Below are 26029 nucleotides of genomic sequence, written 5' to 3'. Positions count from 1 at the left end.
GGCGCTGGATGCCGGATTAGTGGAGCATGCTGGCTGAAGCTAATTTCTGGGCCTGTTCTATCCACTGCTCGCGGGTAACTCGCCCTTTGAAGGCGAGGAAATCGTCGATCCACATGGCTTCTGGTTCTTCCCAGGCCGAGATCTGATGGAAGTGATAGATGCCGAGCTCGTTGAGCGTCTGTGACAACTTTGGGCCGATGCCTTTAATCAGGGTAAGGTCGTCAGCCGGGCCTTCCGGCGCGTCGATAGCCGATGGACGGCGCATGGTGTCCATAGGGCTGCTATCCAGACCATTTGCCATATCAAGCAACGCGGCGAAGCTTGCAGCAGGCCCGTTGCGCCGCATCTGGTCAAACCAATCCGTCATCATGCCGCCCGGTACGGTCTGAGGCCAGCGCATCCATTCTGGCATGGATTCAATAACCTTGGCCGTATTTTCCCAGTGCTGGAGATTGAGATCAGAAAGTCTGCGAAAAAGATCGCGTGTGAAATCTTCAGGCCCGCTCCTGCTCATGTCGGGCTTCAGTGAAAGCATGGTTTCTATCCAGGCTTCCCCGGCGCTGCGACCGAAATCACTCCAGGCAGCAACCGATGCGGTGAAGAGGGACATCGGGCTCATGTGTGCTTCAGCAGTCTTCATGGGAAGCGATCCTTCGCAGCAATGTTGCGGTGCAGCATAGCTCTCGTTAGGTGCCTTAGCAAGAAAAATGAATATGGGACCGGTTTCTCTTGAAAGATACACCATCCGCCCGAGACGAATCCTTGGGACACGAACCAAGGCACTCCAAGTGCGTGCACGTCATATTAACGCCAATAACGAAGCACTTTATGCTGACAACGAAACAGGCGAGCCATGGCGAACGAAAAAATCCTGTCTAGCCAAATTGTGCCTATTCCGGAGGCAGGCCGTGTCCTCGTCTTCGATTCCGGGATGGGTGGGTTAACCGTCGCCCAGGAGCTTATGGCGCGAGCTCCGAATGTCGCCGTGGACTATGCTGCAGATACCGGTTTTTTTCCTTATGGAGACAAGTCTGACGAAGCACTGCGCGCACGCCTGCCTGACATCGCAGAGCGCCTCGTTGCAGAAGCATGCCCCGATGTTTTCGTGATCGCCTGCAATACTGCAAGCACGCTGGCGCTCGATGAAGTACGTGCCCGGTTGTCTATTCCGGTTGTGGGCACGGTGCCAGCGATCAAGCCGGCCGCGCTGGAAAGCCGGACAGGTACGATAGGGCTTCTGGCAACGCCCGGAACGATCCGCCGCCAGTATACCGCAGACCTGATAAGTGAGTTTGCGCGCGATATAACGGTGATCCTCCATGGCAGCATTGAGCTGGTTCGCCTGGCGGAGGCCTATGCAGCCGGAGAACCATATGATGCTGCGGGATTTGCTGCGGCGCAAAGACCGCTATTCGAGGCAGAAGGGGCAGCTGACCTCGACATCATTGTACTTGCTTGTACGCATTTCCCGCTGGTGCGGGAGCAGCTTGCTGCTGCTGCTCCGTATCCTGTGCGTTATATCGATTCAGGTGGTGCCATCGCACGACAGACATTGCGAATCCTGTCGCGACAGTCGGGCAGTTTCTCTCCGAATAAACGTTCTTCCGGCCGCGTTTTCCTGAGTGGAGAGCCAGCTGGAAGCGCGCGGCTTATCAAGGTGAGCCGACGCTTTGGATTTAACGATATTATCGTGATCGATGGCAGTGCAGGTGAAGAAAGCTTGAGAGGGCACATCTGACTGTCACAAAACTTCGATAATCGGACATGGAAGTAAGCAGGAGAGTCGCGAAAATGCGTACACTATGCGCAATGTTCGGTCTGGCAGTTCTGGTCGCTGCCTGTTCGCCCGAGACCGATTTGTCAGAGATTGATGTCAGCAGCGGAAGTGCGCCGGTGTTTGCTGCCTCTCCGGATGAGCGTATCAAGATTGTCGGCTCTTCTACCGTTGCGCCATTTTCTACCACGGTGGCGGAACAGTTTGGCGCCATTTCAGAGTTTCCGACTCCCATCGTAGAGACAACAGGCACCGGCGGTGGCTTCAAGGCTTTCTGCAACGGCATAGGGCCGGACCATCCATCCATTTCAAATGCGTCGCGGCGCGTAAAAGAGTCCGAAATAGAGCTTTGCCGCAAAGGTGGCGTGACGGAACTGGTCGAGGTAAAGATCGGGTTTGACGGGATTGTGCTCGCCAATGCGAAGGGAGCCCCGGTACTTGATCTTACGAAGGAAGAAATTTTCCGTGCCCTTGCTGCCGAGCTGCCGGATGGCAATGGCGGATGGCAGGAAAACCCGAACGAGACGTGGAATGACGTCGCCGATCATCTTCCAGACATGCCGATCCTTGTTTCTGGCCCGCCTCCGACATCCGGGACCCGCGATGCGTTCGCAGAGCTTGCCCTCGAAAGTGGTGCAGAAGAGGTTGCTGAACTGGCGGCCCTGAAAGAAGAGGACAAGGACCTTTTTGGCAAGAAGGCAACCACGATCCGGAATGATGGCAAATGGATCGACTCTGGTGAAAACGACACTGCCATTGTCCAGACTCTGATGAAGAACTCGGACAGTATCGGCATCATGGGTTACTCCTTTCTGGAGCAGAACCTGGACAGGCTGAAGGGGGCACATGTTGGTGGCATAGCGCCGACTTTCTCCAATATTGCCAGCGGTGAGTATGGCATATCACGGTCCATGTTCTTCTATGTGAAGAAGCAGAATGTGCCGCTGGTGTCAGGCATTGAGGGCTATGTCAGCGAATTCACGCAGGAGGATGCGTGGGGGCCGACGGGCTACCTGGTGGAAAAAGGGCTGATCCCGCTTTCGGAAGAAGATCGAGAAGCTGAGCGTGAACACGCATTGGCACTCGTGCCAATGGGCGCAGAAAGCTAGGCTGTATTGGTAGGTGCGTCAGCGGGGCGCCTTTTAGGGCGTCCCGGCCTCTTTTGGGCCTTATGAAAATTACTTACGCAGGGTTTTACTTGCCTGTTGGTGGGTCGATCGGAGGTTTCTTCCTGCGCCGGCGCAGGCGGATTTTCTGCCAGAAGCGCTTGCGTTCCGGCACGGGCAGGGGGTCGAGATTTTCGATGAAGGCTTCGGCACAGACCCGCCAGCTATACCCTTCCGAATAGGTGCGTGTCGTCTCACGGCTGAGAGGAAGACAGTCCAGGCAGGCCTGTGCAAGATCCTCCCCGATTACCCCTGCATCCGAGCCAGGAATGATATCGCGTGGCCCTGGCGCATTGAAAGCAGCAACCGGGGTGCCGCTCGCCATCGCTTCAAGAATTACAAGGCCAAATGTATCGGTCAGGCTTGGGAAACAGAACACATCGGCGCTGGCAAAACAGTTCGCGAGGTCTTCATCAAACCGGGCCCCAAGAAACTTAACATCCGGATATTTTTTCTTGAGTTCGAGATATTGTGGCCCTTCGCCCACGACGACTTTGGTGCCTGGCAGGTCCAACTTGAGAAATGCTTCGATGTTCTTCTCAACCGCGACCCGTCCCACATTCAGGAAGATCGGGCGTGGCAGACCTTCGAACGGATCGCCTGCTTCGCCCTCTTCAATGCGGCGCGAGGGATGAAAAATGTCGACATCGACCCCGCGAGTCCAGGACACGACATTGTTGAAGCCGTGGGCTTCAAGCTCACGGCGCATGGATGGCGTGGCGACCATGACCTTGCCGGAGTATTTGTGGAACCAGCGTACAAAGCCATAACCCCAGGCCGTTGGCACCGGAAAGCGTGCGGACACGTATTCGGGAAACCGCGTGTGATAGGAGGTCGAAAAAGGGTGTTTCTCCTTAAGGCACATGGCGCGGCCAGCGAGGCCGAGCGTGCCTTCAGTCGCAATGTGGACGGCATCGGGCTGAAAGCTCTCGAAACGTTCTGTAATCGCCTGACGGGCAAACAGCGCAAGCCGTATCTCACTGTAAGTAGGCAGCGGCACAGTCAGAAAGCCATCAGCTGGAGAAACCACCTCCCACTCATGCCCCATCGCCTCGCATTCGGCGATTACACGCTTCATGGTCCGCACGACGCCGTTGACCTGGGGTTCCCACGCGTCGGTGATGAGCATGATACGCATACGATCTCCTGAACCGGCACCTGATTCTTTACAGGCCTTGTGGCGACACTTTTAGGCGCATTCAAGCAGGCGTAAACCCGCTGGACAGTTGTAAATGGAACGATGTTGCAGCAGGGTCCCGGAAGGAGTTTAGACATGTCAGATATTGCAACGCTCTCCCACACCGGATGGGACGAGCTCGATGAACAGAAATTTGCCGACGAAGAAGCCCTCGTCGCGGATATTTTACAGGCTCTGCCGCTGGATCAGCGTGCGCGCACTGCGGCTGTCAGGCGCGGGCGTGAGCTTGTGCAGGCCGCTCGCGCGGCCGGACGTCCGAAGGGGATGATGGAGAGTTTCCTTGAGGAGTTTGGCCTGTCGAACGCTGAGGGCCTGGCCCTTATGTGCCTGGCAGAGGCCCTGCTTCGCGTGCCGGATGCCGATACTCGCGATGAGCTGATTGCAGAGAAAATCCGTTCCGGTGACTGGGGCGCGCATTCTGGCCAGTCAGACAGCTGGCTCGTCAATGCTTCAACCTGGGGGCTGATGCTGACCGGGCGTGTGATCGGCCCGCCGGAAGATGCGAAAAAAGGCCCTAATACCTTTCTGCATAATCTCATCCGTGAAAGCGGCGAGCCTGTGATCCGCACCGCGATGCTTCAGGCGATGCGAATCATGGGTGAGCAGTTTGTGCTCGGACGTACGGCCAAGGAAGCGCTGAAGCGTGGCCGGCGCATGATAAAGGCGGGTGAGGCGGCCAATTTCAGCTTCGACATGCTGGGCGAGGGTGCCCGTACGGATGACGATGCGGAGCGCTATTTCAAGTCGTATATGGACGCGATCAAGGATGTTGGTGCTGATGGTGATCCATCCTTCGCCCCTGAAGACAAGAATGGTATTTCGGTCAAGCTGTCCGCCCTGCATCCGAGGTATGAGGCGATCAATGAAGCCCGTGTGATGGACGAGCTCTATCCGCGTCTGCTCGCGCTGACAGAAGAAGCTGCCCGGCACAACATTAACCTCTGTATAGATGCGGAAGAAGCCGATCGGCTTGTCATATCCCTGAAGATACTCGAGCGGCTGGTACGAGAGCCTGCGCTGAAGGACTGGTCCGGTCTGGGGCTAGCTGTCCAAGCCTACCAGAAGCGGGCGCACAAGGTGATTGAGCGTCTGGCACAACTTTCAGGCGAAACCGGAAGGCGCCTTATGGTGCGTCTGGTAAAGGGGGCTTACTGGGATACCGAGATCAAGCACGCCCATGAAGATGGCATGGTCAACTTCCCTGTGTTCACCACCAAGCCGGGCACGGACGTGAACTATCTTTCGTGCGCACATGCACTTATCCAGGCGAGCCCGCGTCTTTATCCCCAGTTTGCGACGCACAATGCACACTCCCTAGCTGCGATCCTGATGATGGCGGAAGCCGAAGGCATCACGAATTATGAGTTCCAGCGCCTGCATGGCATGGGCGACCCGCTCTATCGGGCCGCGGAAAAGGCTGGAAAAGTTCGCGTTTACGCCCCTGTAGGCGCGCACAAGGACCTGTTGCCATACCTCGTGCGCCGCTTGCTGGAGAACGGGGCGAATACGAGCTTCGTGCATTCTTTCCTCGATCCGGATGTGCCGGTCGAGAAGGTGGTGGATGACCCTATTGCCAAGGTTGAAGCCGGCCCCCGCCGCCACCCACGTATCCCGACGCCACCGCGTCTCTATGGGCCGATGCGGAAGAATTCGCTCGGTGTAGACCTTTCCCAGACAAGCGAGCGCGAGGTGCTGGAGCAGAACGTTACCAAGATCGAAAGCGGCCCATCGCTTGCAGCAGGCCCGATCATTTCCGGTGCGCCGAAGACGGAAGGCGGCGAGCCTGTCTCACCTCCCTTTGACTTGTCGCGAACGCTCGGGACCGTGCTGGAGGCGAGTGAAGCCGATGTCGATGCCGCGCTTGATGCGGCGACCGCCTTCCAGCCGGAATGGGATAAGCTGGGCGGTGCAAAGCGTGCTGGTATCCTGACAGCAATGGGCGACGCACTCGAATCGAATATGGACCGGCTTTGTGCCTTGATGGCGCAGGAAGGCGGCAAGACCTTCAGTGACGGCATTGCCGAGGTCCGCGAGGCTGTCGACTTCTGTCGTTACTATGCCATCCAGGCCGAAGAGAAATTTGAAGGGCAGACGCGCCTGCCTGGCCCGGCCGGTGAGACCAATCATATCTCACTGCACGGTCGGGGCGTCTTCGCCTGCATCTCGCCCTGGAACTTCCCGCTTGCCATTTTTACGGGCCAGATCACAGCGGCCCTTGGAGCGGGCAATACAGTCATTGCAAAACCCGCGGAGCAGACGCCCCTGATCGCTTATGAAGCTGTGCGTCTTTTCCAGGCGGCAGGACTTCCGGGAGACGCATTGCACCTGTTGCCAGGGCGTGGCGAGACCGTTGGCGCAATGCTGACCAAGGACCGCCGAACCGGAGGGGTTTGCTTTACCGGGGGCACAGATACGGCCCGACTTATCAACAAGACCCTGGCTGACCGCGAAGGCCCGATTATCCCGCTGATTGCCGAGACAGGCGGGCTCAACGGTATGTTCGTGGATACGACGGCGCTTCGCGAACAGGTGATCGATGATGTGCTCGTCTCCGCTTTTGGCTCCGCCGGGCAGCGCTGTTCGGCGCTGCGCGTGCTCTTTCTTCCGCATGATACGGCTGATTTCCTGATCGAAGGGCTTTGCGGCGCAATGGACCAGCTGAAGCTCGGGCACCCGGGCGAGGCAAATACCGATGTTGGTCCTGTCATCGACAGTGAAGCGCACGCCATGCTTACGGATTACCTCACGCGCATGAGGCGAGAAGGCAAGCTTATCAAGCAACTGGACGCGCCGGAGGGCGGACACTTCTTTGGCCCGGCAATTATCGAGCTCGATTCGATCGACCAGATCGACAGGGAGACCTTTGGGCCGGTCCTGCATGTCCTGCGTTATGACCCGGATAATATCTCGGAAGTCGGTGCGGCGCTGGAGGCCAAGGGCTATGGCCTGACCCTGGGTGTGCATTCACGGCTCGACAGTTTTGCTCGCAAGGTCCGCAAGGCGGTTCATGCTGGCAATACGTATGTGAACCGGACAATGACGGGGGCTGTTGTTGGCGTTCAACCCTTTGGCGGAGAGGGGTTATCCGGCACTGGACCAAAGGCGGGCGGGCCCCACTACATGCTGCGCTTTGGATCCGAGCGTGTCGTCACCGTGGATATTACAGCCCAAGGTGGTGATCCTGAGCTTTTGAGTCTATAAAGCTTTCCTTACTGAAGAGGGGAGTTCATGGGTCAGGTCAGCTGGATATTCGCTGCAGGCGCATTTACGCTTGCGTCTTGCGGCGCAGAGCAGGCACCTTCTGGCAGCGCGGCTGGCTCTGTCCCACAAGGCGCCAAGGGCACAGAGGCCAGCACAGGTGACCTCTTCACCGATGCCCCACAGATATCTGTCGTGAATGGTGAGCAGGCGGCTACAATTGATATCAGCTTGCCGGCCAACATTGCCGACCTGCCTGCGCCGCTCGCGGAGGAAATCCGCGAACGTGCCAACCGCGGAACAGAAGACTTCGTTTCTGCTGCAGAGGCTGACAAGGCCGAAGCTGCCAGGGAGGGGTTCGAGTTTCGCCCGCATTCACTTGATGTAAACTGGGTCGAGGTCGGCCCAGAAACCGGACGTCTGGCCGGCTATCTGGGGACTTACTCAACCTATACCGGCGGGGCGCATCCGAACGTTGGTTTCGATATGCTCAACTGGGATCGGGAAGCGGAGACGGCACTCGTTTTCGAAGATTTCTTCAAGGACGTGGACGCCGCACGCAATCTGATGACGGATGCGCTCAAGGTGGAGCTTCTGAAGGTCAAGCGGGAGCGTCTGGAAAGCACCGGTCTCAGCGATGATGAATTGATGAAGTCATGGGTAAATCCGGCTTTTGAGGGCAATGATGCCGTTTTTGAGGGATTTACGATCGCGCGCTCCAGCGAGGAAGGTAAGGCAGGCGGCTTCGTCTACCATTTCGCCCCGTATGAGGTCGGTGCGTATGCCGAAGGTGTTTACGAGGTGGCTGTCTCTCATGAAGCTTTCGCTTCTGCGTTGAAGCCTGCCTACAAAGAGGCATTTGCAGGCGCACCGTTTAAGCCCTGACTTTGGCGGAAACCATCCATCTGTCTGTAATTGTTTCGTGATCCGGTCGCTGGTTGCGCAGGACGCAGGCAGTGGGTGAATTCGCCTGACAGCTCCCCGTAATTTGCCGGCCTGATTCGCGGTGAAACCCTCAAACAGGTCCCGGAATTCCGCCGAATAGCTCCACCTTTCTGTATATGGTGGGACAAGGCTTCTTTTCGGGCTTTCCGGTTTGTATTTTTTTGTGGGGCTTTTTCGCCCATGATGACGGGCCCGGCAGGGCTGTGTTAACTATAGTTTTACGGGTTTTCCACGGCTTAGATGTGGAAACTTTCGCTTGCCCCATTGACCAAGCCTTAACCTTGGGAACACTATATCTAGTATTGGGGAAGGGTTGAGGCACCGGATATATGGCGTCTCAGTGGCAGGATCCCCATATATGACGGGCCGATTGGAGAGGTTAGAGAATGTCTGCGAGCAATGCTGCGACGACCGCAAAAGCCGCCCTGCGCCGGGGCAAACCAAAGGGGCAGATACGCCCGGATCTGAAGCTCGTTACCGATATCGAAATCGAGATCGATGAGTCGCGCGATGCACTGCTGACAGAGTTCGGCAAGAAGACGCTGGAAGACCGGTATCTTCTCAAGGGTGAGAGCTATCAGGATATGTTCGCCCGGGTGGCGCGCGCTTTCGCGGACGATCAGGATCATGCCCAGCGCATCTATGACTATATCTCGAAACTCTGGTTCATGCCGGCCACACCAGTGCTGTCGAACGGTGGTGCTGACCGCGGCCTGCCGATTTCGTGCTTCCTGAACCAGGTCGGCGATTCGCTGGACGACATTGTCGAGACATGGACAGAGAATGTCTGGCTTGCCTCGAACGGCGGCGGCATCGGCACCTATTGGGGGCATGTCCGCTCGATTGGTGAGAAGGTCGGCCAGAACGGGCAGACTTCCGGCATTATCCCGTTCATCCGTGTAATGGACTCGCTGACGCTTGCCATCTCGCAAGGCTCGTTGCGCCGCGGTTCTGCGGCCTGCTATCTGGACATCCACCATCCGGAAATCGAAGAGTTCCTCGAAATTCGGAAAGCTTCCGGGGACTTCAATCGCAAGTCGCTGAACCTGCACCATGGTATCAACATCACCGACGAGTTCATGGAAGCCGTCCGGAATGATGAAGAGTTCGGTCTTCGTAGCCCAAAGAGCGGTGAGGTCCTGCGCAAGGTGAATGCCCGCAAGATCTGGCAGAAAATCCTCGAGCTGCGCATCCAGACCGGTGAGCCCTACCTGCTCTTCACCGACACGGTGAACAACGCCATGCCGGCGCACCAGCGCAAGCTCGGCCTCAAGGTTCACCAGTCCAACCTGTGTTCCGAAATCACCCTGCCGACTGGCGTCGACCATAATGGCGAAGACCGCACGGCCGTGTGCTGCCTGTCCTCGCTGAACGCGGAAAAATTCCTCGAATGGTCGAAGGACGAGAACTTCCTGGAAGACGTCTACCGCTTCCTCGATAACGTCCTTGAAGACTTCATCGCCCGTGCGCCGGACGAGATGGCCCGCGCCGTCTACTCCGCCAAGCGCGAGCGCTCTGTCGGCCTCGGCCTGATGGGCTTCCACTCCTTCCTGCAGACCATGAACGTGCCAATTGAAAGCGCGATGTCTAAGGTGTGGAACGAGAAGATGTTCAAGCACATCCGGGCAGGCGCCGATCAGGCGTCGGTCAAGCTCGCCAAGGAGCGCGGGCCCTGCGAGGATGCGCGCGACGCTGGCATGATGGCCCGTTTCAGTCACAAGATGGCTGTCGCGCCGACGGCCTCGATCTCCATCATCTGTGGTGGCACCAGCGCCGGCATCGAGCCCATCCCGGCCAATGTCTACACCCACAAGACATTGTCAGGCTCCTTCACGGTGAAGAACCAGCAGCTCCAGAAGCTTCTGGAATCCAAGGGGCTCGACAATGAAGAGACGTGGACCTCGATCCTCGAGCATGAGGGCTCCGTCCAGCACCTCGAAGGCCTTGATGAGCACGAGAAGGCTGTCTTCAAGACTGCCTTCGAGCTCGATCAGCGCTGGATCATCGAACTTGCGGCCGACCGCACGCCCTATATCTGCCAGTCGCAGTCGCTCAACGTCTTCCTGCCGGCTGATATCGACAAGTGGGACCTTCACATGCTGCACTGGACGGCATGGGAGAAGGGCCTGAAGTCGCTCTATTACTGCCGCTCCAAATCGGTTCAGCGCGCGAGCTTCGCGGGAGCAGCCGACAAGGAAAAGGCTGAGGGCATGGACATGCCGATGACGGATTATGACGAGTGTCTGGCCTGCCAGTGATTTACTCGGTCACCGATGACTAAAGAAAACCCCGGCTCGAAGGAGCCGGGGTTTTTGCATGAATGGACACCTTTGCGTCCACCGCCTGTAGCCTGTCCGGCTTTGGCGTAGCGGGCAGCCCGAAAGGTCAGGTGTGACGCTAGAAGACGAGCCTCACACCGCCACGAATGTTACGGCCTGGTGCGGGTACACTGTCTTTCAGGACAGATGTTGCATAACGCACTTCCTCATCGGTCACATTCCGCGCCTCAAGGAAAAGCTCAGTTCCCGGGCTGCCGATCCCCCAGTTGGAGACGTCCAGTGCAGTGCGCACGTCGAGCGTCGTGTAGCCTTCGGTCGGCAGCTCGCCTGCGCCTGGATCATCCTGATCGCCGGCCACGGTCACGCTCGCACCGGCCGAGATCATGCCCCAGTCGCCATCCAGAGATGTATTGAAGGTGAGCGGCGGTGTCAGGGGGACATTCCCCCCACTATCGAGCTCCGCTTCAACAAAGTCGACGCTTGCTTCAGCCTCCCAGTCGGCTCCGAGCGGTCCGTTGTCGAGCCGGTAGTCGGCATAGATCTCACTGCCTGTGAAACTTGCGTCTTCCTGCGTGAACAAGAAGACCGGCAGCTCGTCGACCTCGTCCACGGCAACGCCATTGACCGTCGTGGTGCCTGGCGCGAGATAGATGAAGCCGTCGAATTCAGCGTGGAAGATATTCGCGCCGAAGCCGAAATTGTCCCCGCGCCAGCGTACAGTCCCTTCGATATTTACGCCACGTTCCTTGTCGAGGCTGGTGTTGCCGACCTCGTACTGGCTCGTTGCTAGGTGTGCGCCATCGGCGAAGAGTTCACTTTCATTCGGTGCGCGCTCGGTCAGTGAGACCTGGCTACCAACGAACCAGCCATTATCCCAGTGCTGGTGGACACCGGCGGAGCCGGAGAAGAGATCAAACTCACGCGTGCCGAAGTTTACGTTGTCGAGTTCGGTCGCATCATAGCGTATGCCACCCTCTATACCGAAACCGCCATCCCATTCGCGAGTCTGGTAGGCAAAGATCCCTGTCGACTTGGTATCGGTCTTCGTAATGAAGGCTTCTTCACCGAAGGCGTCCAACGTCTTGTCGAGGACCTGCACGCCTAATGCACCTTCAAAGCCGGCAATATCGGTGCCAAGCTCGATCCGGCCCTCGGCGCCGTCACTCTCATACACCGTACCGGGTTCGCCAATCGCCTCGAACTCTGTGTGCTCGTAGTCGGCAAAAGACAGATTGGCTGCCAGCCGGGTCAGCGGCCCGGCACCGAGGTCCAGGCCGCCACGCACGTCGATCCGTGTCTGCTCAAGGTCGATGAAAGGAGATCCTTCCTCTTCACCATGCGCGTGGTCTTCGTGCTCGTGTTCGTGTCCTTCCTCTTCGTGCTCGTGATCTTCACCTGCATGTTCTTCTTCATGGCCGTGAGCATGATCGTGGCCCGGTAGGCCATATTTCGAGGTCTGGCGGCGCACGGCGACACCGAGAAAGGCTTCCTCGCCGACCCATGATAAGCCGGCAGCCAGCGAGCCTGTCTCCACAAAGGAGTTTTCCAGTGTGTCACGGGCTTCCTCGTGCGCCTCACCTTCATGTTCGCCGTGGGCATCTTCGGCGTGATCTTCGCCCTCGTGCTCTTCATGATGTCCCTCACTGGCCCGCAAAGCAGATGATTCAGCGAAGCCGGGAATGTCATAGTCACCAAAGTCCCGCCCCGAGCTTGAGAAGGTGAAGACGAAGGGGCCTGAGGCGATCTTGGTCTTTACGGCACCTTCTTCGCCCCGATCGTTGACGCTGTTAAACGCACCATAGGCCTCACCCGAGAAATTCCGTTCCGGCAGTTCCTCGGCGATCAAACCGTCAATGACATTGACCACGCCGCCAATGGCCTGGCCGCCATAGGCAAGCGCGGCTGGGCCCCGCAAAATCTCGATCTTTTCAGCGTCGATGCCGTCTCCTGCAACCTGATGGTCTGGCGAGGCGGCGGATGCGTCAATGACGCCTATGCCATTGGTGAGCACCAGCACGCGTTCAGCACCGAGTCCACGCAGGACCGGGCGGCTGGCAGCCTGGCCAAAGTGGGTTGTTGAAACGCCCGGCTCAGTGTCGAGCGTATTTCCAAGCGAGCCTTGCAGGTTTTCGACAATGTCGTCGCGTGTGACAGCGCTGGCATTGCCAATCATTTCATCCGTATCGCGCTGGGGGCCGACGCCTGTAACAATAATAGTGGAAAGTTTTGCGGGGTCGTCATTATCGGATTGCTGGGCGATAGCAAAAGGACTCGCGCTTGCGAGCAGGGTCGCCGCCACAGTGCGACGGAGTATGCGGGGTGTCATTTGAAAAAGTTCCTTTAATCAACAGGCATGTCGCCCGGCAGCGCACATCGATTCACTGGCGCAGCGGGCGGCGATGATGGCTATTGATCTTGGAACGGAGGGGCTCTTGGCGGTGGGCCGCGCTCAGGTGGAAGCGACCAGGGACGGAAACTCGTGGCAGGCTGCTCTGCCAGTATAAAGACACTTGGCGGCCGGGGAAGGGGCGGTGACGCTGGCAGCGGTGCCACTTCGGTGGCGACGGCGTGCAGTTCACATGAAACGCCATAGTGCTTGTGAGGTTGTTCGCCGTGCGCGGCTGCATCTGCGATCGCGACGCCCTGAACCCAGAGGAACAGGCTTACGAAGGCAAGCTTGAAAACAAATGAAGGTGACCAGCCACACATAGCGTTACTTCATAACAGGCGCGTGCCTCCATGCAAGACACCAGATACCAAAAGTGCGGGAGAGGCCTGACGAGCATCAGAAATACTCAGATCGAAAAAATCTATAATTTCCGCCAATCGTTCAGTGCGACTGAAGCAGGCCGCAAACTGTATATTCCATCGGGCTGGGAACGGGTTTGCGCAAAGCGAATTACTGATATGCAAGATGAACATTAATTTTTCCGGCGGGGGTCCCGCACGCGCGACCTTCATGCTAGAGTCGAATTACACGTGATGCTTCAACGTACTTGAGGAAGGGAGCGTCCGTGCCAATAGAGGCGTAAAACAAGGCATGATACTCAGTGTTTCCACACTCATGGTTCTGGCTTGTCAGGGATGCGAAGCTCTCCCTGCAAACAACTATTCTTTGAGTGGCGTTCAGTCCGAGGTCGTGACCTATCAGTCCGAAGAAGAGGGGGCGCGCAAATCATCTTCGGGCCGATTTGCGCAGGCGGTTTCCGTGCCGGCGCTGCAAGCAGGCGCTGATGTTTCTGTTCTCCGCTCCCAGACGGATATGCAGTCGTCATTCTCTGCTCCACCTGTCCTCGGCCAGGGGAGCATTAATGCCAAAATAGGTCCGAAGCGTGACTTTTCGGTGCTGCGTATTTCCAATGCGCCCGGCATTATTGATTTCGAGAGCGCCCGCACATCGGCCAACCTTGCCTCGCCAGCGCGTGCAGTGAAGGCGTTTGATGCCTCTGTAGCATTGTCCGCAGGCAATGCGCAGACTGGCCTTGGCTTTGATGTAGGTGTTGTGCCGCGCATGAGCGTCCGGCAAGATGGCCAGTTCGAGACACGCCGCTTTGGGGGGGAGATCCGCATTGGTCAGAATTTTGACCAGCGCGGTGAGGATGTAGATGCCAAGAGCTGGTATCTTTTTGCTGGCGCTGATGGTGAGGCACTTGTCTACGAGCCATATCGCGAGCGGAAGTTCACGAATAGTATGGCTCTGCGTGATCAGGTGACGGTCGGTGATATGCAGGCCGGTGTATCCTTCACACGTGGTAGTGGGCAGCTCTCGCTGAGTTATATTCGCCGTGAGGTTGAGTATAATGAGCGCGGCATTCGGGGGCAGGAAGAGACTGAGGACTTCGCCGGTATCAGTTTCACGCTGCGCCGCTAGGTTGTTTGCGTCTGATAGATTTTCGGTATTTTAAGCTGACGTTCGCAGCGCTGCGGTCTAGACCGCGTTCATGAAGCTGCGGGTCTGTTCTACTATCATGGTATCGAAGTCATTCTGTCTTGCCATTTCAGCGGGCATATTTCTGCTTGCCCTTCCGTCTTTCGCCCAGTCTGTTGACGAAGAACAGGAACTGCATCGTGGGGTCTGGTCGCTGACATCTGAGAATGACTTGTTTGGCGGCACAGACCGCAATTATTCTAATGGTATCCGCATTGAGCGCGTATCTCCAGAAAATGAGGTGCTTCCTGCGCTGGAATGGGCGGCCAGAAGACTGCCCTTTCTCGACCTCGACCGGCGCAACCTGCGGCAGGGGTTAGCCTTGTCGCATGCGATCTTCACGCCCGAAGACATCTCTCGGGCGCTTCCGGACCCGAATGACCGGCCTTATGCGGGCTGGTTGTATGTCTCGGGTACCGCACTGGCCTCCGATGACAACATCCAGGATGTTCTTCAGATCAATCTTGGGATTGTCGGCCCTTCGGCAGGTGGGAAGTTTGTGCAGACCAATTGGCACGACCTGATTGATGAAGAGCAGCCGAAAGGATGGAATTACCAGCTCAAGGATGAGCCCGGAATCGAGATTATTGCGCAGCGTATGGCGCTTTTCGATGGGCCGTCGTTCCCGCTTGGGCTGGAGACGGACTTTGGCGCATATGCGGGGGGTGCGCTTGGCAATGTGCGGACTTATGCAGGCACTGGCCTTATTGGACGTATTGGGTGGGATCTCGAATCTGACTTTGGCCCGCCACGAATCCGGCCCGCGCTGACAGGGGCCGGTACGTTTTCACCCGAGCAGCCCTTCGGCGCATATCTTTTTGCCGGACTGGACGGACGTTTCGTGCTGCGTGACATGTTTCTGGACGGGAATGCATTCCGTGACAGCCCGCGTGTTTCTGATCGCAACAAGCTTGTCGGGGATGTGCAGGCGGGCCTGGCTGTTCACATAAGTAATGTGCAGCTCGCCTTTACCTATGTGCATCGCACAGAGGAATTCCAGCGGCAGGATGGGCCGCAGAGGTTCGGTGCAGTGTCCATGTCTATTGCCTACTAATCCACAGGCCGGTGATTGGCTGTGGAAATTGTTAACCTCGGGCAGGGTATATATTGCGCTCGAGAGGCAATTTTGGCACCATATATGGTGCTGAATCTCAGAAAGGGTATGATCATGGCAGACGGAAACTTCAAAGCCCCCGGCCTTTTGACGCCGAGCCGCGCCTATAAACCGTTTCGTTATCCCTGGGCATACGACTTCTGGAAGATCCAGCAGCAGGTTCACTGGCTGCCTGAGGAAGTGCCGCTGGGCGAGGATTGCAAGGACTGGTCGAACAAGTTGACCGAGAAAGAGCGTAATCTGCTGACGCAGATTTTCCGCTTCTTTACGCAGTCTGATGTCGAGGTCGGCGCAAATTACATGGAAAACTATATGCCGCTCTTCAAGCCGGTTGAAGTGCGCATGATGCTCGCCTCATTCTCCAATATGGAGACTGTGCATATCGCTGCCTATGCGCTGCTGCTGGAGACGATCGGCATGCCGGACAGCGAGTTCGGCGCCTTCATGGAATATGAAGAGATGGCGGCGAAGCACGACTATCTCGGCCAGTTTGGCGTCGAGACCGAAAAGGACATCCTGACCTCGATGGCTGTCTTTGGCGGGTTTACGGAAGGCCTGCAGCTCTTTGCTTCCTTCGCCATGCTGATGAACTTCCCGCGCTTCAACAAGATGAAGGGCATGGGGCAGATCGTTTCCTGGTCAGTGCGTGATGAGTCGCTGCACTGTGAGGGCATGATGAAAATGTTCCATACGTTTGCGGAAGAAACCGGCGCACTTACCAAGTCGGTAAAAGACGATATCGCCGATTGCTGTCAGACGGTCGTAAAACTGGAAGACAAGTTCATCGATCTTGCTTTTGAGGCGGGTGAAGTGCAGGGCATGACGCCCGCTGATATCAAGAACTATATCCGCTATATCGCTGACTGGCGGATGGGGCAGCTCAAGCTCGATCCGATCTATGGGGTCGACAAGCACCCGCTGCCGTGGCTCACGGAAATTCTCAACGGTGTGGAGCATGCGAACTTCTTCGAGGCGCGTGCGACGGAATACTCCAAAGGCGCGACCCAAGGCGACTGGCATGGCCAGGAGGGTGTCTGGGCCATGTTTGACAAGCATAAGCGTCACGTCGCTGCTGAATAACCAATATTGACGAAACGCCACAAAAAAAGGCGCCTCGCAGGAGGCGCCCTTTTATTTGTAAGGTAAAGAAAAAGTTGGGTTCTATTCGGCGGCCTCTGTCTGATTCGCCTGCTTCTTGTCGTCATCACTGTCAGATGAGTCCGAGCGTCCCCGGGAGAGCGTAGACATTACGCCTTCATTTTCGACGCTCTCTTCAGGCTCGGCAGCCTTTTTGCGGTAAGTGCGCCGGCGCGGTTTTGGCTTTTCCTCATTTTCTGAAGAATCCGCGGTTTCGCGAGCCTTTTCATCGTCTTTGTTGTCGGATCCGCTGGTCTCACCGTCACTTCCGATAACGCGAAGTGGATCGTCCTTGTTTTCACGCGGCTTGCGGCTACGGCTCTTGGGTTTCTTGCCGTCATTTCCGTCACTGTCGCCGGACCTGTTCTGGTCCTGATCGTTCCGGTTCTGGTTGTTACCGTCGTCCGATCGGGAATCTGACGGGTTGTTGTCATTCTCGTCGTCGTCAGAGTTGTTATTGTCGTCGGACTTATTGCGCTGCTTGTCTTTCTGGAAGGTGGCGACAATGCGCGCATAGTGCTCTGCATGCTGGAAGTGAGCTTCCGCTTTAACGCGGTCTCCAGCGGTCTGAGCATCGCGGGCATATTGCAGATATTTATCAAGAATCTGCTGTGCCGAGCCGCGAATTTTCACGTCCGGGCCAGTGCTTTCGTAATGCCGGTTCGGATTGTTGTTGTTTCCGCCTGAACGGCGTCCACGTCCGCGCTTGCGTTGCATACGCTAAATTCCTGATCCCGTTCTTGTCCGTTAATTCAGACCAATCGCGCCACATCCCGGTCGGGAATATACTCGAAGATGTTCCGCTTGCTCGTGGCGGGGCGTCCAGATTTTATGATGGAGCCCTCAGCCCTGTGACTCATCTAGCGAGTCTTTCCTGCTTCGCCAAGCCCCCTGCTGCGCTTTCAGCGTTTTGCGGATACGACACGATCTCTCAGGCCATGATCCTGCACTGAAGAAATGGAGGTAAAGGTGTGTTCTTGCAAGAGGCGCGAGACGGCTTCGCGCTGGTCATATCCGATTTCGAAAACGAGCCAGGCACCCGGAGAAAGATGTTGGGCAGCAAGAGAAATTATGCTGCGGTAGGCCTCAAGCCCATCATCACCGCCATCAAGGGCTGTTAGCGGCTCAAAGGCTTTAACGCTCTTGTCGAGTGACTGGATTGTTGCTGCTGCGATATAGGGCGGATTGGCGATAACAAGTTCTGCGCTGTGCCATTGCGACGTGTCTGTCCAGCTTTCCGGCAGGATAAGGGCTCGGTCGGTCAGGCCGTGCCGGGCCAGGTTGCGGCGCGCTATCTCTGCCGCTTCTGATGATTGTTCGATTCCAATACCCTGCAAACCGGGGTGATTCTTCATCAAGGCGATCAGAAGGCAGCCCGTTCCGGTGCCAAGGTCGGCGACACGTGCCTTGCGACCAAGCGGGAGCCTGGCAAGTGCTTCATCGACGACAACTTCGCTGTCGGCCCGAGGGATAAGTGTCGCGGAAGAACATATGAAATCAAGACCGTAGAAACTTGCTTCTCCGGTCAGATACTCGAACGGCTCTCCTGCCGTCCGCCGTTCAATCAGATCGAAATAGGCCGCGCGTGTCTGTGGCGGCATTTCCGAGAGCTCGCTACTGATAAGGCCGGCGGCGTCAAGGCCACTGGCATGCATTATCAGGCGACGGGCTTCGCGCGCAGGTTTGTATATTCCGGCAGCTTTCAGGCGCTTCGATGCGATTACGAGCAGGGCCTTATAGTTGTTTGCCTCATGCATCTTGATCCATCGCAGCCAGCTTGCGCGCCTGATCTTCGGCAATCAGGGCCGTGATAACATCATTCAGTTTGTCGCCGGCAATGATCTTGTCGAGTGAATGCAGTGTCAGGTTGATGCGGTGGTCGCTGACCCGGTTTTCCGGGTAGTTATAGGTGCGCACCTTCTGAGAACGGTCGCCAGACCCGATCTGGTCTTTTCTCGCCGAGGCGCGTTCGGAATCCTTTTCCTCACGCTCCCGCTCGTAGAGACGAATCTTGAGCTGCTCCATGGCGCGTTCACGGTTGACGTGCTGGGACTTCTCCGAGCTCGTCGTGACAATGCCACTGGGAAGGTGAGTGATCCGGACGGCAGAATCGGTGGTGTTCACGTGCTGGCCGCCGGCGCCAGAGGAGCGCATGGTATCAATCCGCAAGTCTTCCTGACGAATCTCGATCTCGATGTTTTCAGGAGCAGGCAGGACGGCAACCGTAGCGGCCGATGTGTGGACACGCCCGCCGCTTTCGGTTTCCGGTACGCGCTGGACGCGGTGGACGCCACTTTCCCATTTCATCCGGCCGAATACGCCGTCTCCCTCGATATTCGCGATAACTTCCTTGTAGCCGCCAGCATCGCCATCAGACATGGAAACGACATCGACTTTCCAGCCCTCGATCTGGGCGTAACGGGTGTACATCCGGAAAAGATCGCCTGCGAACAGGGCAGCTTCGTCACCGCCTGTCCCGGCACGGACTTCAAGGACAATATTAGCCTTATCGTCGACATCCTTGGGGATGAGGAGAACCTGAACTTCCTGCTCGAGCGCAGGCAGTCGCTCCTTGATTTCGTAATACTCTTCGCTGGCAAGCTCTGCCATTTCCTTGTCCGGACCATCCATCATGGTCTCAGCTTCGGTGAGCTCTTTCTTGAGTTCCAGTAGCTCTTTCGCCTTGTCAGCGACGGGCTTTAGCTCGGCATGCTCACGCGACAGCGCGACGATTTCGTCACTGTCGGTTGTCGCGCCCATACGGGCTTCAACCTGATCGAACCGGTCGATCACCTGTTCGAGGCGGGACATGGGTATATTGGCCATGTCCCGCATCTAAAACGAAACGGCAGGGAGTGGAAGCACCCAGCACCGCTAATCTGTCAGTCATGCTGGTGTTGGCATTCAGCCCAGCACGCGGATCACTTCCTTGCCCGCCATGGCGATCAGAACCAGTGTGCCGATTGCAAAGACAAGGAACCGGTTGGTCACTTTCGATGACAGAACCTGGACGAGAGAGTGAATTATACGGAGGATGACATAGGCCCAGGCGAGATACATGAAGATGTTGTCGCCGCCGCCTGTCAGGGCCGCAAAGACGACAAGGGCATAAAAGATAGTCGGCTGCTCATGCAGGTGATTGTAGTTGTCGGCGATGGCCCGGACGTTTGAGGGGATTTTATTGTTGTAACCTGCGTCAGGGTGGCGAGCGTCGTCGGGATTTATACCGGCTTTGGAAAAGGCGGGGATGCGGGTCAGGTACATCCAGACGAACATGACGAGCGTCCACACGACAAGCGCGAGTATGGGCAAGAGATCTTCGGTTTGAAACGGCATTTGGGCCTCCCAGCTAGTTATGTGGGAGGCATGCTAGCCGCGTTCGGTGCGGCTGGCACCTCTTCTCCCTGCGGCATGACATTGTCGAGCCAGGTCAGCCACGCGTCCCAGTCCGTTGCCGTTATTGAGTGGCCGCCAGGCCGCATCCAGAAAACGAGATTGGCATCAAGATTTGGGGTTTGCATCGTATCCTGCTTGAGGCTGTTGCCGCCAGCAGCTTCGTAGACAGGCGCAGCTTCAAGCATTGCGCGCCATGTGCCGTTCGGATCTGACCAGACATCGCGTCGGCCATTCCCAATAAGCAGAGGGGTTGGAGCGTTAAGCGCGATAAGCACATGCATATCCACTGGTGTGGTGTAGGCACCGCCCGCATCGAATTCCTGATAGGCCGGCGAGAACCAGTGGGGATAGTTTTCCAGCATTTCTGGGACGGTTTCCCCTGCTTTTGCCCGGCTGAGTGCGGTCCCACCAGTCCCGGCCTGATGGGCAATGACCGCGTCGATACGTTCATCGTAACTCCCCGCGACAAGTGCTGACTTCCCGGACCGGGAGTGGCCAATAATGGCTGTGCGCGCAGCATCGATGCGATGATCATTTTCCAGCACGTGAAGGGCAGCTGAAAACCCTGCGGCCCAGCCGGCGACTGCTCCACTTATCTCGCCGCGCTCAGCATGTGGAAAGTCAGGCATCATGGCGCGGGCAGCCCCGGAGGAGTCCGGGATGAGCTCCGAAGTGTAGAAGCTCGCATATGCGTAGCCACGCGAGAGAACTTGTTCCATGGGCGGGCTGGCAATGTATCGGCCAAACACAAGCTGAGCGACGCGCGACATAACCGAACCTTCTCCGCTGCCGCAGAAATCGGTCACGCCAGGTGTCAGTGGTGGTGACATGGCCGCAGTCTGGAATGCAGTCTGGTTGCCGCAAAAGGACTGGCTGATGATGAGGGGTGCGGGGGTTTCAGTCTTTGGCCAGGCGATACCGAGCGTGAAGCGCTTTGTGTTGCCCGCGCCGCTGATCTCGATAATGTATTCCTCAAGCGTGCCAAGCCCATGCAGATAGTTATCATCAATGACTTTGTGGCTGATACGTTTACTGGCGAGGCCTTCAGGGAAAGGACCGAAGATGTGATCCTCGAGCCGGATTTTCCACATTTCGCGGTTTTGAAGGAATGTTTCAGGTTCGTCGGCAACAGGTGGCCATGCGGTGGGTTTGCCCTCGATATCCAGGCTTGCATAGTTAAGGCCAAGCCTTGTGCAATTCGCCATACCGAAGACCAGAAATATGGCGATCGCTATACGGCCAATCCAGCTTAGCATCCTTGGTGTCAGGCCCATGCATATCCCTTCCAGGCAAATTGCCTAGCAGGGAGATCTTCTGGAGCACAGGCCCGATCGGGCGTTTCACCTTATTGTGAGCCGCCCGGTGCAGTGTTTTCAGGTCTATTCAACCGTCGTACAGCCGCAGATTTTCCCAACACATTTGAATGTGTTTGGCCGGCACATAATGTCGGTGTGGTGGCAACCATCGTATCTCTTGCCCTTCCAACATACGCAATTATTGCGTCCGCACCATAACGCCAGAGTGTCGTCATCCATTGCCACCTGTGTCGGATCGGGTGCGGCAGGTGCTCGTGACGAGGAAAGGCTGATTGATTTTGTCTCTGCGGCCTTCTCGGCTGCCTGTTGAGACTTGCACCAGGTCACGAGTTGTTTCGAATACGCACTGGACAAGTTGTCCGGGCTCATATTCAGAACTGAGGTCAAATTGTCTGGCGAGCAATCATTGGCCATCGTTTTCTGCATCGGGATCATGCGGGCAGGGCGTTCCTGCGCGTGCATGACAGACAGGCCAAAAGCAATCGTCAGTGCTAGCACACCGGCGAAGCGGATAATTATCGAAAGCATGATTTCTCTCCCACCTGAGGCGCGGAGAATATCACAAAATCACGATGAAATTCATTACAGCTAGGTTATGAAACCGGCAGTTACTTACTCTGCTGCGACAATGTCGGCTTTGCGCTGGGCGCGCATCCGCTCGGCTTTCTGCTCGACCTGTTCAACAATATGCTCGATCATGTCGGCATTTGAAACCTTGTGGTCGCGCTGGCCCGAGACATACATCATGCCGCTTTCCTGGCCACCGCCTGTAAACCCGAGATCGGTCATTGCCGCTTCACCGGGGCCATTAACAACGCAGCCGATTATCGAGAGGGAGATTGGCTCCGAAATATGAGCAAGTCGCTCCTCAAGCGCTTCAACCGTCTTGATGACGTCAAACCCCTGACGTGCGCAGGATGGGCAGGCGATGATGTTCACGCCCCGTGTGCGCAGGCCGAGCGATTTCAGCATGTCAAAGCCGACTTTCACCTCTTCGACAGGATCGGCTGACAACGAGACGCGGATCGTATCGCCAATTCCCATCCAGAGCAGGTTGCCCATGCCAATGGAGGATTTGACTGTGCCCGTGCGAAGACCACCTGCCTCGGTAATACCAAGATGAAGAGGCGCATCGGTGGCGTCAGCCAGCTGCTGATATGCTGCCACGGTGAGGAACATGTCTGATGCCTTCACCGAAATCTTGTAGTCGTGAAAATCAAGGTCATCGAGAATGCGGGCATGCGCGAGCGCACTTTCGACCATCGCATCAGGGCAGGGCTCGCCGTACTTTTCCAGCAGGTGACGCTCGAGGGAGCCGCCATTAACGCCGATACGAATCGAGCAACCATTGGCGCGGGCAGCGCTTACCACGTCTTTAACGCGATCATGGCTACCGATGTTGCCAGGATTGATGCGTAGACAGGCTGCGCCTGCATCTGCGGCTTCGATGCCGCGTTTGTAGTGAAAATGGATGTCGGCAACGATCGGAACAGGCGAGGCCTGGCAAATCGCCGGCATGGCGGCTGTCGCTTCCTCGGTAGGGCATGAAACGCGTACGATGTCTGCACCAGCCTCGGCACAGCGTGCTATCTGCTCGATCGTGGCTTCGGCGTCCTCGGTTGGTGTGTTGGTCATGGTCTGGACGGCGATTGGTGCATCACCACCAATTTCAACGGAACCAACGTGAATCTTGCGGGACTTGCGCCTTTCGATGGAGCGCCATGGTCTTACGGGGTTCAGGCTCATCGGGATTCCTTTTGCCTCACAATGCGCACTCTTTGAATTTGGGGGGAGAAGATGGCGAGGTAAAGGCCACAGCCGCAAGCGAATGGCTGCAGGGTTAAAGCAGAGACACATATCCGTGAAATTTCACAGACCGGTTGAACGCGATTGAAACTGCTGGCTGTTAACTGTGACGATCAAGAGGGCGCCTTTCAAGCAGCGCGAAGGTATTGATGTCTGATATGATCTTTCCCGGTGTGTTGGCACCATTATGGTTAAAGCGCCTGAAGAGCTGGACCGCTGACAAGCGCGGCGTGGCGGCCGTCGAGTTCGCAATGATTGCGGCACCGTTCTTCTTCCTGATTTTCGGCTTGCTCGAGATTTGCGTGATTTTCATCATGTCGGCGGTGATGGAGCATGGTCTTAGCGAGGCCGCGCGTGGGATACGTACCGGTCAGTTGCAGAGCGGTGAAGACTTCAACCGTGATGCCTTTGAAGAGATTGTCTGCGCCGAAATTTTCGACATGTTCGCCTGCAAGGGGAAGATCCTGCTCGACGTGAAGACGTTTGACAGTTTCGGTTCCACGGGGAACCCCAGCCCGATTGATGAAGATGGCGAAGTCAACGAGTCCGGATTCGAGTTTGACCCGGGCGGGCGTGACGAAATCGTCGTGGTACGGGCCTTCTACAAGTGGGAGCTGATGACGCCTGTCTTGAGTGCGCCACTCGCCAACCTGAGTGGCAACAGGCGCCTGCTCCAGGCCACCGTTGTCTTCCGCAACGAGCCATTCTGAGGTCAGTTACGATGTTTACTGCACGTTTTCGCCAGTATTGCGCCGACAAGAGCGGGATCTCCGCGGTCGAGTTTGCCTTGATCGCACCGCTCATGCTGCTGATCTATTTTGCGTGTATCGAGCTGTCCTTCATGATGCTGCTGGACCGCAAAGTCACGAGTGCCTCATCCTCCATGGGAGACCTCGTAGCGCGCGCTGCGACCATCAAGGATGAAGACCTGGAGGATATCTTCCAGGCCTCCCGCATGATTCTTGAGCCGAACCCGCTTGAGGATGCACGGATGCGTGTGTCCAGTTTGTATGATGATGACGGTACGATCAGGGTGGCCTGGAGCGACGGCCTGCATCTTGAAGAATATGAGGAAGACAAGGTGATCGAGGTTCCAGAAAACCTCGTGCCAGAGGATGGTTCGGTTGTTTATGCCGAAGTCGAGTATGATTATGAATCCACGCTTGGCTATTTCTTTACGACAAAGAAGACGCTGCGGGATGAATTCTACCTGCGTCCACGCCGCGTCAGCCATGTCGCCCGTGTCCGGGATGACTGATCAGTCTTTGTCGTCAACGGCGGGATGATGCGGAGAATGAACCGTCAACAGGACGATCAGGCCCAGAACGAACAAGAGACCGATGGCGCTCATACCGATACGCTGATCGCCTGACCACTTGGTAAAGGACTCAACGAGGAGGGGGCCTAGCCAGACTGTGACTGTGCCAGCGATGGCGTAAAGGCCAAAGAACTCACCTACACGCCCTTCAGGTGCCAGATGCACGAGCAGCGAGCGGCTTGAGGAGATACTGGCGGTGGCTGTTACAGCAATGGCCCCGGCTGTGCTGAGATAAATTACATCTGACAGCGTGTTGAAAATCGGGCCGTCCCAGATTTCAAATCCCTGAACCATGCCGAACAGGACGCTGTTGGATGTAATCGACAGCTGGAACGCCAGGGTTGCGATCATGCCCAGGATCTCAATGACGAGAGCCCGCTTCGGCCCGACAAGCCCATCCAGCCATCCACCGACAATGCCGCCGCCGAAGGCAAAGAAAGAGGCGACGATGGCAAAGGTCGAAAGTTCAACCACATTCCACTCAAGGTAAAGCCCGACATAGACCCCGCCGAGAGCCAGAAGCGCCTGCATCCCATCAGCATAGAGCATTCGCGCGGCAAGATATTTCAGGATATTCTTGTTCTCCGATGCATTCCGAACTGTCCGGACGAGGCCTCCTGCGCCGTCCTTGATAGCACGTGACCAGCTGGCTCCTTTCGTGCCCCCGTCTTCCGCGTTGAGAAAGAAGGGGATTGAGAAAACGACGAGCCAGACTGCACAGAGCGGTCCCGCGAGACGCTGGTGCTCGCCTTCGGCGACGTTGATTCCAAACAGCGGGGCTTCAAAGGGCCATCCGACGAGGGCCGGCATGGCGAAGGCAAACACGATAAAGCACATCATCAGGGCGCCGGCGAGGTTGCCAAGCGCCAGTCCCAGTCCCGATATTGCGGGCAAGGCACTGCGACGGCCATTCACATTCAACATCGAGTTGTGCGTGACTTCAGAGTAGGTGTAGCCGACTGCGGCCAGCACAAGCGCGCTCATGCCCATCCAGACCGGCATTCCGGCATCACCGGGTTTGATCCACCAGAGGGAAAAGGACATAACTGCAAGTGTGCCGAGAAACACAACGAGCAGAGGCTTGCGGCGCCCGCCCCGGTCGAGGGCCGCGCCAAGGAAGGGAGCGGTGAAGGCCGCAATGAAACCGGCATACTTGACCAGCGCCGATATTGTGGCCTGGCCTGCGGCGTTTGCTTCCGCGCGCTGGGCAGCCCCATCCAGCCCGTCGAGTTCGCCGCTTGCGATCAGGTTCTGCCCGATAATCCCGGCGAAATAGGGCGCGAAGATATAAATGACGATGAGGACATAATAGGGATTACGCGCCCACTCGAAGATTGCCCAGGCAAAGCCGCGCTTGTTCAGGGCGCCCCCCAGGTCGATTTTGGGTTCGACGAGGGGGTCGGCAGGTGCCGGCGTTGCATCGCTCATGGATTTCCTCCCAAAGGATAGCGCTC

General features: G+C 56.9%; 21 protein-coding genes. 10 read left to right on the top strand and 11 right to left on the bottom strand.

The genetic code is table 11. The features are described from left to right. Nucleotides 1-16: 16 nt before the first annotated feature. Nucleotides 17-745 (bottom strand): hypothetical protein, encoded by a 729-nt coding sequence (locus tag Q1K31_RS04360; protein WP_300377122.1) that lies wholly within the window; start codon nt 743-745, stop codon nt 17-19. 108 nt (nt 746-853) lie between these two features. Here Q1K31_RS04360 and murI point away from each other — a divergent pair, with 108 nt between their 5' ends. Beyond that, on the top strand, nt 854-1738 hold the full coding sequence (gene murI / locus Q1K31_RS04355; protein WP_300377121.1) for a glutamate racemase: 885 nt from the start codon (nt 854-856) through the stop codon (nt 1736-1738). A 53-nt stretch (nt 1739-1791) separates the two neighbouring features. After that, the gene (locus Q1K31_RS04350) at nt 1792-2883 is read left to right on the top strand and encodes a substrate-binding domain-containing protein (protein WP_300377119.1); all 1092 of its coding nucleotides are present in this window, start codon (nt 1792-1794) and stop codon (nt 2881-2883) included. Nucleotides 2884-2968: 85 nt separating this feature from the next. Here Q1K31_RS04350 and Q1K31_RS04345 read toward each other — a convergent pair whose 3' ends face one another. Then, on the bottom strand, nt 2969-4078 hold the full coding sequence (locus Q1K31_RS04345; RefSeq protein WP_300377117.1) for a glycosyltransferase family 1 protein: 1110 nt from the start codon (nt 4076-4078) through the stop codon (nt 2969-2971). 135 nt (nt 4079-4213) lie between these two features. Here Q1K31_RS04345 and putA point away from each other — a divergent pair, with 135 nt between their 5' ends. The 3 genes from putA to Q1K31_RS04330 all read left to right on the top strand — a co-directional run bounded on the left by putA (nt 4214) and on the right by Q1K31_RS04330 (nt 10539). Further along, nucleotides 4214-7339, top strand: a complete 3126-nt coding sequence (putA, locus tag Q1K31_RS04340) for a bifunctional proline dehydrogenase/L-glutamate gamma-semialdehyde dehydrogenase PutA (protein WP_300377115.1) — start codon at nt 4214-4216, stop codon at nt 7337-7339. 27 nt (nt 7340-7366) lie between these two features. Continuing rightward, nucleotides 7367-8221: a DUF3298 and DUF4163 domain-containing protein gene (locus tag Q1K31_RS04335; RefSeq protein WP_300377113.1), complete on the top strand. Its 855-nt coding sequence runs from the start codon at nt 7367-7369 to the stop codon at nt 8219-8221. A 446-nt stretch (nt 8222-8667) separates the two neighbouring features. Next, nucleotides 8668-10539, top strand: a complete 1872-nt coding sequence (locus Q1K31_RS04330; protein WP_300377111.1) for a ribonucleoside-diphosphate reductase subunit alpha — start codon at nt 8668-8670, stop codon at nt 10537-10539. A 139-nt stretch (nt 10540-10678) separates the two neighbouring features. Here Q1K31_RS04330 and Q1K31_RS04325 read toward each other — a convergent pair whose 3' ends face one another. Then, entirely contained in the window at nt 10679-12886 is a 2208-nt protein-coding gene (locus tag Q1K31_RS04325; protein ID WP_300377109.1) for a TonB-dependent receptor, read from the bottom strand. Nucleotides 12887-13600: 714 nt separating this feature from the next. On the opposite strand from Q1K31_RS04325, the gene Q1K31_RS04320 reads away from it, so the two are divergent. From Q1K31_RS04320 to Q1K31_RS04310, 3 genes are all read left to right on the top strand, one after another. After that, nucleotides 13601-14431 carry a lipid A-modifier LpxR family protein gene (locus tag Q1K31_RS04320; protein ID WP_300377107.1) on the top strand — a complete coding sequence of 277 codons (831 nt, stop codon included), beginning with the start codon at nt 13601-13603 and terminating at the stop codon, nt 14429-14431. 70 nt (nt 14432-14501) lie between these two features. Continuing rightward, complete coding sequence (locus tag Q1K31_RS04315; RefSeq protein WP_300377105.1) at nt 14502-15542, top strand: lipid A deacylase LpxR family protein; 1041 nt, start codon at nt 14502-14504, stop codon at nt 15540-15542. Between the two features lie 114 nt (nt 15543-15656). Beyond that, nucleotides 15657-16682 (top strand): ribonucleotide-diphosphate reductase subunit beta, encoded by a 1026-nt coding sequence (locus Q1K31_RS04310; RefSeq protein WP_300377103.1) that lies wholly within the window; start codon nt 15657-15659, stop codon nt 16680-16682. Nucleotides 16683-16763: 81 nt separating this feature from the next. Here Q1K31_RS04310 and Q1K31_RS04305 read toward each other — a convergent pair whose 3' ends face one another. The 7 genes from Q1K31_RS04305 to ispG all read right to left on the bottom strand — a co-directional run bounded on the left by Q1K31_RS04305 (nt 16764) and on the right by ispG (nt 23197). Next, nucleotides 16764-17456: a DUF4167 domain-containing protein gene (locus Q1K31_RS04305; RefSeq protein ID WP_300377102.1), complete on the bottom strand. Its 693-nt coding sequence runs from the start codon at nt 17454-17456 to the stop codon at nt 16764-16766. 185 nt (nt 17457-17641) lie between these two features. Then, complete coding sequence (prmC, locus tag Q1K31_RS04300) at nt 17642-18496, bottom strand: peptide chain release factor N(5)-glutamine methyltransferase (protein ID WP_300377100.1); 855 nt, start codon at nt 18494-18496, stop codon at nt 17642-17644. Beyond that, nucleotides 18489-19565 (bottom strand): peptide chain release factor 1, encoded by a 1077-nt coding sequence (prfA, locus tag Q1K31_RS04295; RefSeq protein ID WP_300377098.1) that lies wholly within the window; start codon nt 19563-19565, stop codon nt 18489-18491. The genes prmC and prfA overlap by 8 nt, the downstream gene beginning before the upstream one ends. Before the next feature lie 78 nt (nt 19566-19643). Further along, on the bottom strand, nt 19644-20075 hold the full coding sequence (locus tag Q1K31_RS04290; protein ID WP_300377095.1) for an MAPEG family protein: 432 nt from the start codon (nt 20073-20075) through the stop codon (nt 19644-19646). Nucleotides 20076-20092: 17 nt separating this feature from the next. Further along, entirely contained in the window at nt 20093-21409 is a 1317-nt protein-coding gene (locus Q1K31_RS04285) for an alpha/beta hydrolase (RefSeq protein WP_300377093.1), read from the bottom strand. 105 nt (nt 21410-21514) lie between these two features. After that, nucleotides 21515-21979 carry a hypothetical protein gene (locus Q1K31_RS04280; RefSeq protein ID WP_300377091.1) on the bottom strand — a complete coding sequence of 155 codons (465 nt, stop codon included), beginning with the start codon at nt 21977-21979 and terminating at the stop codon, nt 21515-21517. 84 nt (nt 21980-22063) lie between these two features. Then, nucleotides 22064-23197, bottom strand: a complete 1134-nt coding sequence (gene ispG / locus Q1K31_RS04275; protein WP_300377089.1) for a flavodoxin-dependent (E)-4-hydroxy-3-methylbut-2-enyl-diphosphate synthase — start codon at nt 23195-23197, stop codon at nt 22064-22066. Between the two features lie 209 nt (nt 23198-23406). Here ispG and Q1K31_RS04270 point away from each other — a divergent pair, with 209 nt between their 5' ends. Both Q1K31_RS04270 and Q1K31_RS04265 read left to right on the top strand, forming a co-directional pair. Beyond that, nucleotides 23407-23967, top strand: coding sequence for a TadE/TadG family type IV pilus assembly protein (locus Q1K31_RS04270; RefSeq protein WP_300377087.1), 561 nt, complete (start codon nt 23407-23409; stop codon nt 23965-23967). 11 nt (nt 23968-23978) lie between these two features. Next, a complete protein-coding gene (locus tag Q1K31_RS04265; protein WP_300377085.1) occupies nt 23979-24515 on the top strand; it encodes a TadE/TadG family type IV pilus assembly protein in 537 nt (178 codons plus the stop codon). Here the strand turns inward: Q1K31_RS04265 and Q1K31_RS04260 are convergent, their stop codons facing one another. Continuing rightward, a complete protein-coding gene (locus Q1K31_RS04260) occupies nt 24516-26003 on the bottom strand; it encodes an MFS transporter (protein ID WP_300377083.1) in 1488 nt (495 codons plus the stop codon). It abuts the gene before it with no gap. Nucleotides 26004-26029 lie beyond the last annotated feature (26 nt).

The sequence above is a fragment of the Henriciella sp. genome (assembly GCF_029936995.1).
Lineage (GTDB): Bacteria > Pseudomonadota > Alphaproteobacteria > Caulobacterales > Hyphomonadaceae > Henriciella.
The sequence above is the reverse complement of the archived record's forward strand: the minus strand, read 5'-3'. Positions and strand labels throughout refer to the sequence as shown.